At 63.9% G+C, this 13,997-nt stretch carries 15 protein-coding genes; 11 read left to right on the forward strand and 4 right to left on the reverse strand.

What is annotated here, in order from left to right; translation table 11 throughout:
* Positions 1 to 210: 210 nt before the first annotated feature.
* The 7 genes from RTI28_RS24675 (at position 211) to RTI28_RS24705 (ending at position 5,639) form a co-directional block, all read left to right on the forward strand.
* Complete coding sequence (locus RTI28_RS24675; protein WP_316922895.1) at positions 211 to 801, forward strand: amino acid synthesis family protein; 591 nt, start codon at positions 211 to 213, stop codon at positions 799 to 801.
* Positions 802 to 864: 63 nt separating this feature from the next.
* The gene (locus tag RTI28_RS24680; protein ID WP_316922896.1) at positions 865 to 1,698 is read left to right on the forward strand and encodes an alpha/beta fold hydrolase; all 834 of its coding nucleotides are present in this window, start codon (positions 865 to 867) and stop codon (positions 1,696 to 1,698) included.
* Entirely contained in the window at positions 1,695 to 3,176 is a 1,482-nt protein-coding gene (locus RTI28_RS24685) for an aldehyde dehydrogenase (RefSeq protein WP_316922897.1), read from the forward strand. The genes RTI28_RS24680 and RTI28_RS24685 overlap by 4 nt, the downstream gene beginning before the upstream one ends.
* A gap of 13 nt (positions 3,177 to 3,189) precedes the next feature.
* Entirely contained in the window at positions 3,190 to 3,675 is a 486-nt protein-coding gene (locus tag RTI28_RS24690; RefSeq protein WP_316922898.1) for a flavin reductase family protein, read from the forward strand.
* 167 nt (positions 3,676 to 3,842) lie between these two features.
* Positions 3,843 to 4,232 (forward strand): carboxymuconolactone decarboxylase family protein, encoded by a 390-nt coding sequence (locus tag RTI28_RS24695; protein ID WP_316922899.1) that lies wholly within the window; start codon positions 3,843 to 3,845, stop codon positions 4,230 to 4,232.
* Positions 4,233 to 4,320: 88 nt separating this feature from the next.
* Positions 4,321 to 5,073 carry a GntR family transcriptional regulator gene (locus RTI28_RS24700; protein ID WP_316922900.1) on the forward strand — a complete coding sequence of 251 codons (753 nt, stop codon included), beginning with the start codon at positions 4,321 to 4,323 and terminating at the stop codon, positions 5,071 to 5,073.
* Between the two features lie 2 nt (positions 5,074 to 5,075).
* Positions 5,076 to 5,639 (forward strand): NUDIX hydrolase, encoded by a 564-nt coding sequence (locus RTI28_RS24705; protein WP_316922901.1) that lies wholly within the window; start codon positions 5,076 to 5,078, stop codon positions 5,637 to 5,639.
* On the opposite strand, the gene RTI28_RS24710 is transcribed toward RTI28_RS24705, so the two are convergent.
* The gene (locus tag RTI28_RS24710) at positions 5,629 to 6,510 is read right to left on the reverse strand and encodes a LysR family transcriptional regulator (protein ID WP_316922902.1); all 882 of its coding nucleotides are present in this window, start codon (positions 6,508 to 6,510) and stop codon (positions 5,629 to 5,631) included. The genes RTI28_RS24705 and RTI28_RS24710 overlap by 11 nt on opposite strands.
* Before the next feature lie 162 nt (positions 6,511 to 6,672).
* Here RTI28_RS24710 and RTI28_RS24715 point away from each other — a divergent pair, with 162 nt between their 5' ends.
* The 4 genes from RTI28_RS24715 (at position 6,673) to RTI28_RS24730 (ending at position 9,914) form a co-directional block, all read left to right on the forward strand.
* Positions 6,673 to 7,692, forward strand: a complete 1,020-nt coding sequence (locus RTI28_RS24715) for an alpha/beta hydrolase (protein WP_316922903.1) — start codon at positions 6,673 to 6,675, stop codon at positions 7,690 to 7,692.
* A gap of 262 nt (positions 7,693 to 7,954) precedes the next feature.
* Positions 7,955 to 8,554: a PAAR domain-containing protein gene (locus RTI28_RS24720; protein WP_316922904.1), complete on the forward strand. Its 600-nt coding sequence runs from the start codon at positions 7,955 to 7,957 to the stop codon at positions 8,552 to 8,554.
* A gap of 5 nt (positions 8,555 to 8,559) precedes the next feature.
* The gene (locus tag RTI28_RS24725) at positions 8,560 to 9,483 is read left to right on the forward strand and encodes a DUF6402 family protein (RefSeq protein ID WP_316922905.1); all 924 of its coding nucleotides are present in this window, start codon (positions 8,560 to 8,562) and stop codon (positions 9,481 to 9,483) included.
* 5 nt (positions 9,484 to 9,488) lie between these two features.
* Positions 9,489 to 9,914, forward strand: a complete 426-nt coding sequence (locus tag RTI28_RS24730; protein ID WP_316922939.1) for a hypothetical protein — start codon at positions 9,489 to 9,491, stop codon at positions 9,912 to 9,914.
* A gap of 569 nt (positions 9,915 to 10,483) precedes the next feature.
* Here RTI28_RS24730 and ycaC read toward each other — a convergent pair.
* From ycaC to RTI28_RS24745, 3 genes are all read right to left on the reverse strand, one after another.
* Positions 10,484 to 11,101 (reverse strand): isochorismate family cysteine hydrolase YcaC, encoded by a 618-nt coding sequence (gene ycaC, locus RTI28_RS24735; RefSeq protein ID WP_316922906.1) that lies wholly within the window; start codon positions 11,099 to 11,101, stop codon positions 10,484 to 10,486.
* A gap of 57 nt (positions 11,102 to 11,158) precedes the next feature.
* A complete protein-coding gene (locus RTI28_RS24740; RefSeq protein ID WP_316922940.1) occupies positions 11,159 to 12,997 on the reverse strand; it encodes an amidohydrolase in 1,839 nt (612 codons plus the stop codon).
* A 125-nt stretch (positions 12,998 to 13,122) separates the two neighbouring features.
* Entirely contained in the window at positions 13,123 to 13,740 is a 618-nt protein-coding gene (locus RTI28_RS24745; protein ID WP_316922907.1) for an antibiotic biosynthesis monooxygenase, read from the reverse strand.
* Positions 13,741 to 13,997 lie beyond the last annotated feature (257 nt).

Raw genomic sequence — 13,997 nt, forward strand, 5'->3', positions numbered from 1 at the left:
CTACCTGACACACCCGGGACTCAGGTTTTATGGCCGCTTTGCGGCCAATCGCGGATAAATCCGCTCCCACGCCGTCCGCGCACTACCCTCCCTCCGCTCCAACCACCTATCCCCTTCCTGTAGAAATTTCTCGATACCTATTGCACATCAAATATTATGGTATACCATCAGACAACAAGACCTGAACACACGCCACAGGAGCCCCGCCCCATGAGTTTCGAAATCCGCAAGATCGTCACCTACTCCGAAGAAACCCGCATCGAAGGCGGCAAGGCCACCGACAAGCCGGTGACCATGGTCGGCCTGGCCGTGGTGATCAAGAACCCATGGGCCGGTCGCGGTTTCGTCGAGGACCTGAAGCCGGAGATCCGTGCCAACTGCTCCGACCTCGGCGCACTGATGGTCGAGCGCCTCACCGCCGCCATCGGCGGTGCCGACCGGATCGAGGCCTACGGCAAGGCGGCGGTGGTCGGTGCCGACGGCGAGATCGAGCATGCCTCCGCGGTGATCCACACCCTGCGCTTCGGCAACCACTACCGTGAAGCGGTCCAGGCCAAGAGCTACCTGAGCTTCACCAACAAGCGCGGCGGCCCGGGCACCTCGATCCAGATCCCGATGATGCAGAAGGACGACGAAGGCCTGCGCTCGCACTACATCACCCTGGAAATGCAGATCGAAGACGCCCCGCGCGCCGACGAGATCGTCGTGGTCCTGGGGGCTGCCGACGGCGGCCGCCTGCACCCGCGCATCGGCAACCGCTACATCGACCTGGAAGAGCTGGCAGCGGAAAAAAACCAATAACAACAATTCCACCGGGCCGGGGCGTGGGTCGCACCACGCCCGACTCTGAAGGAGCGCCCCACCATGATTCAGCCTGTCGCTGAACGTACACCCGCCGGCACCAGCTACCTGGACAGCGGCCAGGGCCAACCCGTGGTACTGATCCACGGCGTCGGCCTGAACAAAGAAATGTGGGGCGGACAGTTCGTCGGCCTCGCCAGCGATCATCGGGTCATCGCCTACGATATGCTCGGCCATGGCCAGAGCCCGCGTCCGCAACCCGGTACCGACCTGCACGGCTATGCCGCGCAACTGGTCGAACTGCTCGACCACCTGCAGATTGCCCAGGCGACGGTGATCGGCTTCTCCATGGGCGGCCTGGTCGCCCGCGCCTTCGCCCTGCACTACCCGCAGCGCCTGTCCGCGCTGGTGGTGCTCAACAGCGTGTTCAACCGCAGCCCCGAGCAGAGCGCCGGGGTCATCGCCCGCGCCGCCCAGGCCGCCGAACACGGCCCCGACGCCAATGCCGAAGCGGCCCTGGCGCGCTGGTTCAGCCGCGAATACCAGGCGGCCAACCCGGCCCAGGTCGCGGCCATCCGCCAGACCCTGGCCGGCAACGACCCGCAGGGCTACCTGACCACCTACGAACTGTTCGCCACCCAGGACATGTACCGCGCCGACGACCTGGGCAGCATCCAGGTGCCGACCCTGATCGCCACCGGCGAGCACGACCTCGGTTCGACCCCGACCATGACCCGCGAACTCGCCGCGCGCATTCCCGGCGCGCAGAGCGTGGTCCTCGCCGAACAGCGGCACATGATGCCAGTGGAGTCGCCGCGCCTGGTCAACCAGATGCTCCTGGACTTCCTCGGGCACGCCCGAACCCTCTCCGACTCAGCCAAGGGGATCGTTGCATGACGCTCACTCGCTTCCAGATGTGCATCGACGGCCAATGGCGCGATGCCCACAACGGCAAGACCTTCGACAGCCTCGACCCGGCCACCGCGCAAGCCTGGGCGCAACTGCCCGATGCCGACGAAACCGACGTCGAGAGCGCCGTCCAGGCCGCGCAGAAAGCCTTCGACAGCAAGGCCTGGCGCGGCCTCACTGCCACCGCCCGGGGCAAGCTGCTGCGCCGCCTCGGCGACCTCATCGGCGAGAACAAGGAGCGCCTGGCCCAGCTGGAAAGCCGCGACAACGGCAAGCTGATCCGCGAGACCCGCGGCCAGGTCGGCTACCTGCCGGAGTTCTTCCACTACACCGCGGGCCTGGCCGACAAGCTCGAAGGCGGCACCCTGCCCCTCGACAAGCCCGACCTGTTCGCCTACACCGTGCACGAGCCGATCGGCGTGGTCGCCGCGATCATCCCGTGGAACAGCCCGCTGTACCTCACCGCGATCAAGCTGGCCCCAGCCCTGGCTGCCGGCAACACCATCGTCATCAAGCCGTCCGAGCACGCTTCGGCGACCATCCTCGAACTGGCGCGCCTGGCCCTCGAGGCCGGCTTCCCGGCCGGCGTGGTCAACGTCGTCACCGGCTACGGCCCGAGCACCGGTGCGGCCCTGACCCGCCATCCGCTGGTGCGCAAGATCGCCTTCACCGGCGGCGCCGCCACCGCCCGCCACGTGGTGCGCAGCAGCGCCGAGAACTTCGCCAAGCTGTCCCTGGAACTGGGCGGCAAATCGCCCAACATCATCTTCGCCGACGCCGACCTGGACAGCGCCATCAACGGCGCCGTGGCCGGCATCTACGCCGCCTCCGGGCAGAGCTGCGTGGCCGGCTCGCGCCTGCTGGTGCAGGACGAGATCTTCGACGAATTCGTCGAGCGCCTGATCGCACGGGCCAGGCGCATTCGCATCGGCAACCCGCAGGACGAAGCCAGCGAGATGGGCCCCATGGCCACCGCCCAGCAACTGGCCGTGGTCGAAGGCCTGGTCGCCGCGGCCAATGCCGAGGGCGCGCGCCTGCGCATGGGCGGCAAGCGCGCCGAGGTCGAGGGAGACGGCTGGTTCTACGAGCCGACCCTGTTCGAGTGCGACAGCAACTCGATGAAGATCATGCAGGAAGAAGTGTTCGGCCCGGTCGCCGCGGTGATCCGCTTCAAGACCGAGGAAGAGGCCCTGGCCATCGCCAACGACTCGCAGTTCGGCCTCGCCGCCGGCATCTGGACCCGCGACCTGGGCCGTGCCCACCGCCTGGCCCGCGACGTGCGTTCGGGGATCATCTGGGTCAACACCTACCGCGCGGTATCGGCCATGGCGCCGATCGGCGGCTTCAAGAACAGTGGTTATGGCCGCGAAAGCGGTATCGACTCGGTGCTGGCCTACACGGAACTGAAAACGGTCTGGATCAACCTCTCGACCGCGCCCATGCCCGACCCCTTCGTGATGCGTTGACAGGTGAACTGACATGATCGAACCCGGCATCTACAAAGACGTGATGGGCTCCTTCCCGTCCGGCGTGACCATCGTCACCACGCTGGACGCCGAGGGCGGCATCGTCGGCATCACCGCCAGCGCCTTCAGCGCGCTGTCGATCGACCCGGCGCTGGTGCTGTTCTGCCCCAACTACGCTTCCGACACCTACCCGATCCTGCGCGACAGCAAGCGCTTCGCCATCCACCTGCTGGCCGCCGGCCAGACCGCCGAAGCCTATGCCTTCGCCGGAAAGGGCAAGGACAAGGCCAAGGGCATCGACTGGCACATGAGCGAACTGGGCAACCCGGTGCTGGCCAATGCCACCGCGGTGATCGAGTGCGAACTGTGGCGCGAATACGACGGTGGCGATCACGCGATCATCGTCGGCGAGGTGAAGAACCTGATCCTGCCCGAACAGCCGGTGACGCCGATGATCTACCACAAGGGAAAACTCGGGGCACTGCCGCCCCTGGGCTGACGCTCACTGCCCCCTCGTAGGAGCGAGGCTTGCCCGCGAAAGGACCGTGAAACGGTCCCCAATGTCACCGAAAATGGGGACCGCTGCGCGGTCCTTCGCGGGCAAGCCTCGCTCCTACGAGTGGGGGGAGAGTCCCGTTTTTACAACCGATGCAGGAACCTGCCCGCATGAGCAACGACACGTACGAGAAAGGCCTCGCCATCCGCACCCAGGTGCTCGGCGAAGACTACGTCCAGCGTTCGATCCAGAACGCCGACGAGTTCAGCAAACCGCTGCAGGAACTGGTCACCGAGTACTGCTGGGGCCACGTCTGGGGCCGCGACGGCTTATCGCTGAAAGAACGCAGCATGATAAACTTGGCAATGATTTCCGCGTTGAACCGACCCCACGAGCTCAAGCTGCACATCCGCGGCGCCTTGCGCAACGGACTGAGTCGTGAACAAATACGCGAGATTCTCCTCCAGGTCGGTATCTATTGCGGTGTACCCGCGGCCGTGGACAGCTTCCGCCTGGCCCGCGAAGCCTTCGCCGAGGCCGACTCGGAGTCAACCAGTTAAACACTGGCTGTTCGAAACCACCGCAGGGAGCACCCGGTTGTCGAGTGCTCCGATGTCGCTGGCAACAGTCAATTTCAGAGCGCAGACGATGAAACGCCAGCCACTCGACGACACCTTCAAGGTCAACCGCAACCCCGTTACCCTGCGCGAAATCGTGCTGGACAAACTGCGCAGCGCGATCATGAACTTCCACCTGCTGCCGGGCGATCGCCTGGTCGAGCGCGATCTGTGCGACCGCCTCGGGGTCAGCCGCACCTCGGTCCGCGAGGCCCTGCGCCACCTGGAGTCCGAAGGCCTGGTGGAATTCGCCGACGCCAAGGGTCCGCGGGTCGCCATCATCACCCTGGAAGACGCCCGCGACATCTACGAGCTGCGCTGCGTGCTCGAAGGCCTGATCGTCCAGCTGTTCACCCTCAATGCCAAGGCCAAGGACATCCGCGCCCTGGAAAAGGCCCTGGAAGAAAACCGCAACGCCCTCACCGACGGCGAGCTGCAACAGGTCCTGGATTCGGTGCAGGGTTTCTACGACGTGCTCCTGGAAGGCTCCGGCAACCACGTCGCCGCCACCCAGCTGCGCCAGTTGCAGGCGCGCATCAGCTACCTGCGCGCCACTTCGGTGTCCCAGGAAAACCGCCGCGGCGCCAGCAACCAGGAAATGGAAAAGATCGTCGAGGCGATCAAGAGCGGCGATCCGCTGGCCGCGCACCAGGCCTCGGTCGACCACGTTCGCGCCGCGGCCAGGGTGGCCCTCGACTACCTGCGTTCGAAGCAGGAAGACGCCGGCAAGATCCGTGAAATCGCCACGCCCATCGCCCTCAAAGAACCCCGCATAGGTCGCTGATCATGCCCGCCGTCCCGCGTTTCTGCCCGCAATGCTCCGCCGCGCTGCACCAGGGACGGCCGGACGGCGATACCCACGAGCGCCTGATGTGCGCCGGCTGCGGCTACATCCACTACGTCAATCCGAAGATCATCGCCGGCTGCATCATCGAGCGCGACGGCAAGTACCTGCTGTGCCAGCGCGCCATCCCGCCGCGCCCGGGCACCTGGACCCTGCCGGCGGGCTTCATGGAAGCCGGGGAAACCACCGAACAGGCGGCCCTGCGCGAAGTCTGGGAAGAAACCGGGGTGCGCGCCGACATCGTCTCGCCCTACTCGATCTTCAGCGTGCCGAAGATCAGCGAGGTGTACATCATCTTCCGCGCCGTGGCCGTGGAAATCACCGGCCAGTACGGCCCGGAAACCATGGACTGCCGCTTCTTCGCCCCCGACGAGATTCCCTGGGACGCCATCTACTACCCGGCGATCCGACAGATCCTCGAACGCTATATCGAGGAACGCCAGGCCGGGGTCTATGGCATCTACATGGGCAACGACGACAGCGGCAAAGTGCACTTCATACGCTGAGGCGCTCGCGCATGAACTCGATCAGCACCTGCACCGGCCGCGCGCTCTGCCGGTGTTGCGGGTAGACCGCGGAAAGCTGCAACGGCTCGGGGGCGAAGGTCTCCAGCACCGACACCAGCTGCCCCGCCGCCAGCGCATCAGCAACGATGAAGGTCGGCAGATAGGTGATCCCCATCCCCTTGATCGCCGCATCGCGCAGCAGCTCGCCGTTGTTCGCGCGCATTCGCCCGCACACCGTCACCACTCTGGCCTTGCCCTGCTCGACGAAGCGCCACTGCACCTGGCGACCATGGCCGTAGGGCAGGCAGTCGTGGCTGGCCAGTTCGTCCGGGCGTGACGGCGTGCCCTTGCGCGCCAGGTAATCGGGACTGGCGCAGTAGACCCGCTCGATGGCCGCCAGACGACGGGCGATCAGGGTCGAGTCCTCCAGCACGCCAATGCGCAGCGCCAGGTCGTAGCCTTCGCCGAGCAGGTCCACCGAGCGATCGCTCAGGTCCACCTCGACACTGACCTGCGGGTAGCGCTGGAGAAACTCCGGCAGCAGACAGCCCAGGTGGGCCACGGCGAACGACAGCGGCGCACTGACCCGCACGGTGCCGCGCGGCTCGCTGGTCTGCCCGGCAATCCCCTGCTCCACCTGCTCGACCTCGCTGAGCAGGCGCAGCGCCGATTCGTAATAGCTCTGGCCCAGCGGCGTGGGATCGAGGCGGCGCGTCGAGCGGTTGAGCAGACGCACGCCCAGGCGCTCTTCCAGGGCCATCAACCGGCGGCTGACGAACTGCTTGGACAGGCCCAGCTTGTCGGCGGCAGCGGTAAAGCTGCCGGACTCCATGACCTGGGAAAAGATACGCATGTCTTCGAACGGGTTCATTGTCACTCTCTGGTAGACAGTAAAACGCTTTATAGCCGCTTTTTCACTTTTACGCATCCCAATAATCTAGCCACACCTTGCAGCGCAGCCCACCCACAACCCGCGGCGCTGAAGGCTCCAAGCCTTGCTACCCGACTCATTGCGAAGAAAAGGAATCTGCACATGAACCTCCTCAACAAGACCCTCGGCGCCACCCTCCTCGCCCTCTCCGTCGGCAACGCCTTCGCCGCCGGCAGCCCGGGTGTCGAACACACCACCCAGGCCTTCCTCGAAGCGCTGGAAAAAGCCGGCGGCAAACCGCTGGAACAGCTCGCGCCGAAAGACGCCCGTGCGGTGCTCAGCGGCGCCCAGGCCTCGGTGCAGGTCGACCTGTCCGGCATCGAGGTCAGCGAGAAGATCATCGGCGTCGGCCAGGACAAGCTCACTCTGAAGATCGTGCGCCCGGCCAAGGTCGCCGGTGAGTTGCCGGTGTTCATGTTCTTCCACGGCGGCGGCTGGGTGCTCGGCGACTTCCCGACCCACCAGCGGCTGATCCGCGACCTGGTGGTCGGCTCCGGCGCGGTGGCGGTGTACGTCGATTACACGCCATCGCCGGAAGCCCACTACCCGACCGCGATCAACCAGGCCTACGCCGCCACCCAGTGGGTCGCCGAGCATGGCAAGGAAATCGGTGTCGACAGCAAGCGCCTGGCAGTGGCCGGCAACAGTGTCGGCGGCAACATGGCGGCGGTGGTCGCACTGATGGCCAAGGAGCGGAAAACCCCGGACCTGCGTTTCCAGTTGCTGCTCTGGCCGGTGACCGATGCCAACTTCGAGACCGCCTCGTACCAGCAGTTCGCCAACGGTCACTTCCTCACCCGCAGCGTGATGAACTGGTTCTGGGACAGCTACACCACCGATCAGGGCGAGCGCGCGCAGATCCATGCCTCACCGCTGCGCGCCAGCGTCGAACAGCTCAAGGGCCTGCCACCGGCCCTGGTGCAGACCGCCGAACTCGACGTCCTGCGCGACGAAGGCGAAGCCTATGCGCGCAAGCTGGACGCCGCCGGGGTGACGGTGACCGCGGTGCGCTACAACGGCATGATCCACGACTACGGCCTGCTCAACCCGCTGGCCAGGGTGCCGGCGGTGCAGGCGGCGATGCGCCAGGCGGCGGTCGAGTTGAAGGCGCATCTGCAGTAATCGCTTCGAGGGCCGCTTTGCGGCCCTTCGCGACGATTCGGCACGTATTGCCGCAGTGGCACGAAGGGCTATGAGCATATCCATTGATCGGTACAGCCATTTCCACTGAAAACACCAGATTCTTCCTACTTATTTCCTTCCAAATAACTTCCATCCTCTGCCCCCTTGGACGACATAGCTTTCATCCCTCGGGAAAGCCGCTGTCGTCCGTCACCTGAACAAGCGTCCGAATCATTGATTGGCACGCGAAAAAGGAGGCCTGATGACCTACGGATATTTCATTCGCAAAGGTGACCGCACCACCTGCGGCGGTGTCGTCGTGGAAGGCGACGATCGCATCAACATGTTCGGCTTCGGCCATGCCCGGGAAGGTCACGCAGTCACCTGTGGCGTGACCGGCAAGACCTACCAGATCGTGGGTGGCCTGAACCAGTTCAATACCCATGGCAGCCGAAGAGCCGGGACCTTGCACAGCGTCAGCTCCTGTCCATGCCGCGCGCAGTTTCAAGCTTCCATCACCCATGTGAAATACGACTACGAGGACGAGATGCCGCCCCCGCATGGCGGGTCTGGAGCGGCTGGTCAATCCGCAAGTCCTGCCACGCAGGCCGCGGACAGTTCGCAGGCGCATTCCCCATCGGCGGCAAGTGCCGAGCCGGCAGACGAGCGCTGCAGCGGCAGTTTCCACTTGCTCGACCAATATCGCCTGCCTTGTGGCTCGCGCCAGTACGCCTTGCTGCGCAATGGCGCCTGCCTAGCTGGAGAAACCCTCAATGACGAGGGCTACTGCCATATCTGCTTCAGCACCAATCCCCTCGATCTCGATATCGCCATCAGCGCGCCTGCGCCTGCCCTGGAGTAATGCCCATGTCCCTCAACGATTTTGAACAGGCCGACGCACTGGGCCCGGATACCTTGTATCTCCTGGACGCCACGCTGGATACCGCCCCGGGCAAGCATCATCCGCCCAAGAAAGTGATGGTCAATCGCCTCGCCCTGACCCCCCTGCCGGGTGCCATGCGCAAGATGGGCTGGGATACGGCGGCGGCGTTGATGCAGCGGTGGTTCGATAGCCCGGCGTGGACGATGCCGGAGGTGTGGAAAGATGACGAAACCAGGCCCGATCCGAGGAGCCTGACTGCTGCGACTTGCGATGATCAGATTGTAAAAATGGAATGGGCAATGAGATTTCCCAGTTGCCGAAAAGCGGTAGAGATTGCAGAAGGACGTATTGCTACACCCAAAGCAGTCAAACTGCTGCAGGAAAGATTGAAGGTTGCTGGCTGGGTACCCGGCTCGACTTGTGATCTTGGTTTTTACAACATGTCAGCGCTACAGATGGATGCTGTATCCCAAGTGAATATTGCTGTATTTGGCGACGAGCTGGACACGCTGGATGATATGTATGGTGCGATAGGGGTTGGCACCCTAAAGGTGGGGGTTGTAGGCAATGCTTATTCCGAAATCGATCCGCTTACGGACAAGACTCATCACTACTTCAAGATTTCATACCTTGGGTTTTACATCCGGGATAACTATGACTTCAACGGTCCTCAATATCTTGGAACATGGACTGAGGATAGGGTGCTCAGCAAGTCGGAGACAATATTCAGTCTAACACTCGCTGGTCAAACCATAATCAATGTGGGGAATGAGCCGTTTGCTGCGGTCAGCAATTCTGATTTTCGTGATTATCGAACAAGGCACAGACGGGGCGGCGATTTCGTGATCTATTCCGACGTACTGTGGCGAAAGTACGATGGGGTCATTGAACTGGGTGAGTTGTCGTGAAGTTGATGGCATTCCTTTTGTATTCGGTTGGAACCGTCAGTGGCATCTGGCTCGCATCGGAGTGGTGGGAAACCGGCTTGGCCAAGCCACTTCGTGAGCCGGTATTCAGCCCGAATGGATGTTATCGGGTAGAACGTTTCAAGCCCTTTTGGGTGCTGCCTGACATGTTTCATCGCCGCTCGCATCCTGATGAAGACAGACCGCCAACCTGGCTTCCCAGATGGGGTAACCCAGGCTTTTATCGTCTTTACGACCAGCGCAATGGAGCGTTTCTTGGCCAAAGCAAAATCTACGATCTGGAAAGTACCAGCGGACCGCTGCTGTGGGGCACCAAAAGCTTCCCCGAAGTATCGGCCGGATTGATACCTATCGGTCCTAATGTCGCCGATTGCATTGGCGATAAACCTGTCCATTTAGAAAGCAATCAATGAGTGTGCTCAGGAGCCTCCTGGCCACTGTTGGAGCAATAGGGGGGATCTGGCTCGCCTCCGAATGGTGGCAGAGCAGACTCGCACAGCCTTTGAATGATCCAGTACTCAGCCCCAACGGCTGCTATCGGGTTGTTGAACTCAAACCGTTCTGGTTACTGCCTGACATGTTCCATCGCAAGTCGCATCCGGACGAAGATCGCCCTCCGACCTGGTTTCCCCGTTGGGGCCTGCCGGGTTTCTATCGTTTATACGACCAGCGAACAGGAGAATTCCTCGGGCAAAGCAAAATCTACGATCTGGAAAATGCAAGCGGTCCAATAAGATGGGGGCACACTGGTAACCCTGTGGTGAAGGCAGGTTTTATTTCTATTGGCCCCAACGCTCCCGACTGCATAGGCGACCGCCCAACCAAACCGAAGGTCACTCAATAAGCACGGATCTTCCAGTGTTGCCGAAGGCCTCGTGTGATGAAGGCTTCGATGTTGGACAGCTTGAACTGCTTTGAGTACTTGCTCATGTAAAACACCCCAGGTGTTGGATTTGTTGTCCAACATCCGGGGCGCAGTTCATTACTTCAGCGCCGCATAACTGTTCATCAGATTGCGGTAGTTCGGCAGGCGCTGCGACAGCAGGTTGCCCAGGCCTTCGATGTCGTTGCGCCAGTCACGGTGCAGCTCGCAGGCCACGGCGAACCAGTTCATCAGTTGCGCACCGGCCGCGCTCATGCGCGCCCAGGCGGCCTGCTGCACGGTCTCGTTGAAGGTGCCGGAGGCATCGGTGACGACGAACACGTCATAGCCCTCGGCCAGTGCCGACAGGGTCGGGAAGGCCACGCACACGTCGGTCACCACGCCGGCGATGATCAGTTGCTTGCGCCCGGTGTCCTTGATCGCCTGGACGAAGTCGGCGTTGTCCCAGGCGTTGATCTGGCCAGGACGGGCGATGTACGGCGCGTCCGGGAACTGCTCCTTCAGCTCCGGCACCAGCGGGCCGTTGGGACCCTGCTCGAAGCTGGTGGTGAGGATGGTCGGCAGACCGAAGAATTTCGCCAGGTCACCCAGGGCCAGGACGTTGTTCTTGAACTCGTTCGGCGAGAAATCCTGCACCAGGGAAATCAGCCCGGTCTGGTGATCCACCAGCAACACCACGGCATCGTCTTTGTTCAGGCGTTTGTAGTCGTTGCTCATCTCATGACTCCTCTGCATTGAATGAGGCGCGGGCCCCTGCCCGCGCCGGGGTGGAACTCAGAAGGCGAAGCAGGAACAGCCGAAGGCCCCCCAGAACCCCTGGAAGTCGCTGACCGGGACATTGGCCAGGCGCGCCCGCTCATGGCTGTGCGAGTGCACTGCGCACGGCCCGCTGCACTGGTGCACCTGGGCCACCAGCGGCGAGGTCGGGCGCCAGTGCCCCGGGACCTTGGCCACCGGCGACCAGTCCGGCAGCACCGGGATCTCCTTCGGCCCCAGCGACCCGAAGTCGCCAGCGCCATAGACCACCTTGCCGCCGACCACGGTCAGCAGCGACTCGATCCACTTGATGGCTTCTTCCTCGACGCTGAAGAAGTCGGCACTGAGCACCGCCACATCGGCCAGTTGCCCGACCTTGATCTGGCCCTTCTTGCCCTGCTCCGAGGAGAACCAGGCACTGCCACGGGTGAACAGTTCAAGGGCGGTGGCGCGCGGCAGGCCTTCCTGGTGCAGGGCCAGGCCGCCGACGGTGCGGCCGCTGACCATCCAGTACAGCGAGGTCCACGGGTTGTAGCTGGAGACCCGCGTGGCATCGGTACCGGCACCCACCGGCACGCCCTCGGCGAGCATGCGCTTGATCGGCGGCGTGGCCTCGGCGGCCTTGGCGCCGTAGCGGTCGACGAAGTACTCGCCCTGGAAGGCCATGCGGTCCTGGATGGCGATACCGCCACCGAGGGCGCGGACCCGCTCGATATTGCGCGGGGTGATGGTCTCGGCGTGGTCGAAGAACCACGGCAGGCCGTTGAATGGAATATCGCGGTCGACCTTCTCGAACACATCGAGCATGCGGCTGATGGATTCGTCGTAGGTGGCGTGCAGGCGGAACGGCCAGCGCTGCTCGACCAGGTGGCGCACCACCGGCTCCAGGTCCTGCTCCATGGACGGCGCCAGGTCCGGACGCGGCTCGAGGAAGTCCTCGAAGTCGGCGGCGGAGAACACCAGCATCTCGCCAGCACCGTTGTGGCGCAGCATGTCGTCGCCCTGGTGCAGCTTGACGCTGCCGGTCCAGTTCCTGAAGTCGGCCAGTTCCTCCCGGGGTTTCTGGGTGAACAGGTTGTAGGCGATGCGCACGGTCAACTGGTCTTCCCGGGCCAGGTGCTCGATCACCTCGTAGTCGTCCGGGTAGTTCTGGAAGCCGCCGCCGGCATCGATGGCGCTGGTCAGGCCGAGACGGTTGAGTTCGCGCATGAACTGGCGGGTCGAGTTGATCTGGTAGTCCAGCGGCAGCTTCGGCCCCTTGGCCAGGGTCGAGTAGAGGATCATCGCGTTGGGCCGCGCCACCAGCATGCCGGTCGGCTCGCCACGGGCATCGCGGACGATCTCGCCGCCCGGCGGGTTCGGCGTGTCCCGGGTGTAGCCGGCGACCCGCAGCGCGGCGCGGTTGAGCAGCGCGCGGTCGTACAGGTGGAGGACGAACACCGGGGTGTCGGGTGCCGCCTGGTTGAGTTCTTCCAGGGTCGGCATGCGCTTTTCGGCGAACTGGAATTCGTTCCAGCCACCGACCACCCGCACCCATTGCGGCGTCGGCGTGCGCGCGGCCTGGTCCTTGAGCATGCGCAGGGCGTCGGCCAGCGACGGCACGCCTTCCCAGCGCAGTTCCAGGTTGTAGTTGAGGCCGCCACGGATCAGGTGCAGGTGCGAGTCGTTGAGGCCGGGAATGGCGCAGCGGCCCTTGAGGTCGATGACCTGGGTGGCAGCGCCGCGCGTGGCCATGACCTGGGCATCGCTGCCAACGGCGAGGAAACGCCCGTCCTTGATCGCCACCGCGGTGGCCTCGGGATTCTCGCGGTCCACGGTGTGGAACCGGCCATTGAACAGAATCAGATCGGCATTCATTGCAGGTCCTTGGTCAGGGTTGAAGGAGGCGAAGGACAGCCGCGGCAGCAGCGCCGCGGCCGCGGTCAGCAGCGAACCGGCCAGCAGGTGGCGACGGGTCGGATCGTTGCGCTCATCCTTGTCGGTCATGGCCGTTCTCCGTTGCCCTGCAGCCATGGCGCGAACAGTCGGGTCGCCGCCGGCATGCAGACGTAGACCACCGAGAGCACGATGGTCAGGGTGATGAGCAAGGTGGCGACGAAGTAGCTGGACAGCCACGGGTGGAGCTTGAGCAGCGGTTGCCACGCCAGCGGCACCAGCAGGGTGTGCGGGAGGATCACCAGCAGCGTCACCAGCGCCTGTTTCCAGCGGGGTGGCGGCGCGCTGGCGGTGTCGCTCGGTGGGGTGAACCAGAACTCCTTGAACGGATGCAGCTCGACCTGGTCGCCGTCGGCCAGCATCGCTTCGGCCTGGCTGACCAGCTCGCGGCGTTCGGCGGAATCGAGCCAGGCCTGCAGGGCCTCGACCGAGCTGTAGCGCAGCACACTGGTGAAGGTATGCAGGCCGCCATCACGCCCGCGCACCACATCGACGCCGAGGTGACCGGGACGCTGCGCGGCGGTGCTGACCGTCTGCCGCAGCCAGCCCTCGTAGGCGGCTTCGTGGCCGGCCTTGATGCGGTGACGCACCACCAGGGTCACGCCCTCACCGGCAGTCGCGGCGACCGGGTGTGCGTCAGGCCGCAACATGGATGATTCAGTCATGCGAAGTTCCCCCGTTAGCGCTTGATCCAGTGGATTCTTGGGCGTGAAGCGGGTGATGCACGAGTTAATCGTTGTTAATTATCCCCCCATGCGGCGTAGTGTCTTTGCCGCGGGTCGGGACGAATGCCCCTGGATACGGGGCTGGCGAGCGAAGCCGTACAAGCGTAGTCGCCCGGGGTGACAGGCATCGAAGTTGCAGGCGTTGCGTTGTTGCGCAAACCCGCCCAACATGCGCGCGAGCCACGGATTAGAGCCCT

The sequence above is a fragment of the Pseudomonas sp. zfem002 genome (assembly GCF_032621685.1).
Lineage (GTDB): Bacteria > Pseudomonadota > Gammaproteobacteria > Pseudomonadales > Pseudomonadaceae > Aquipseudomonas > Aquipseudomonas japonica.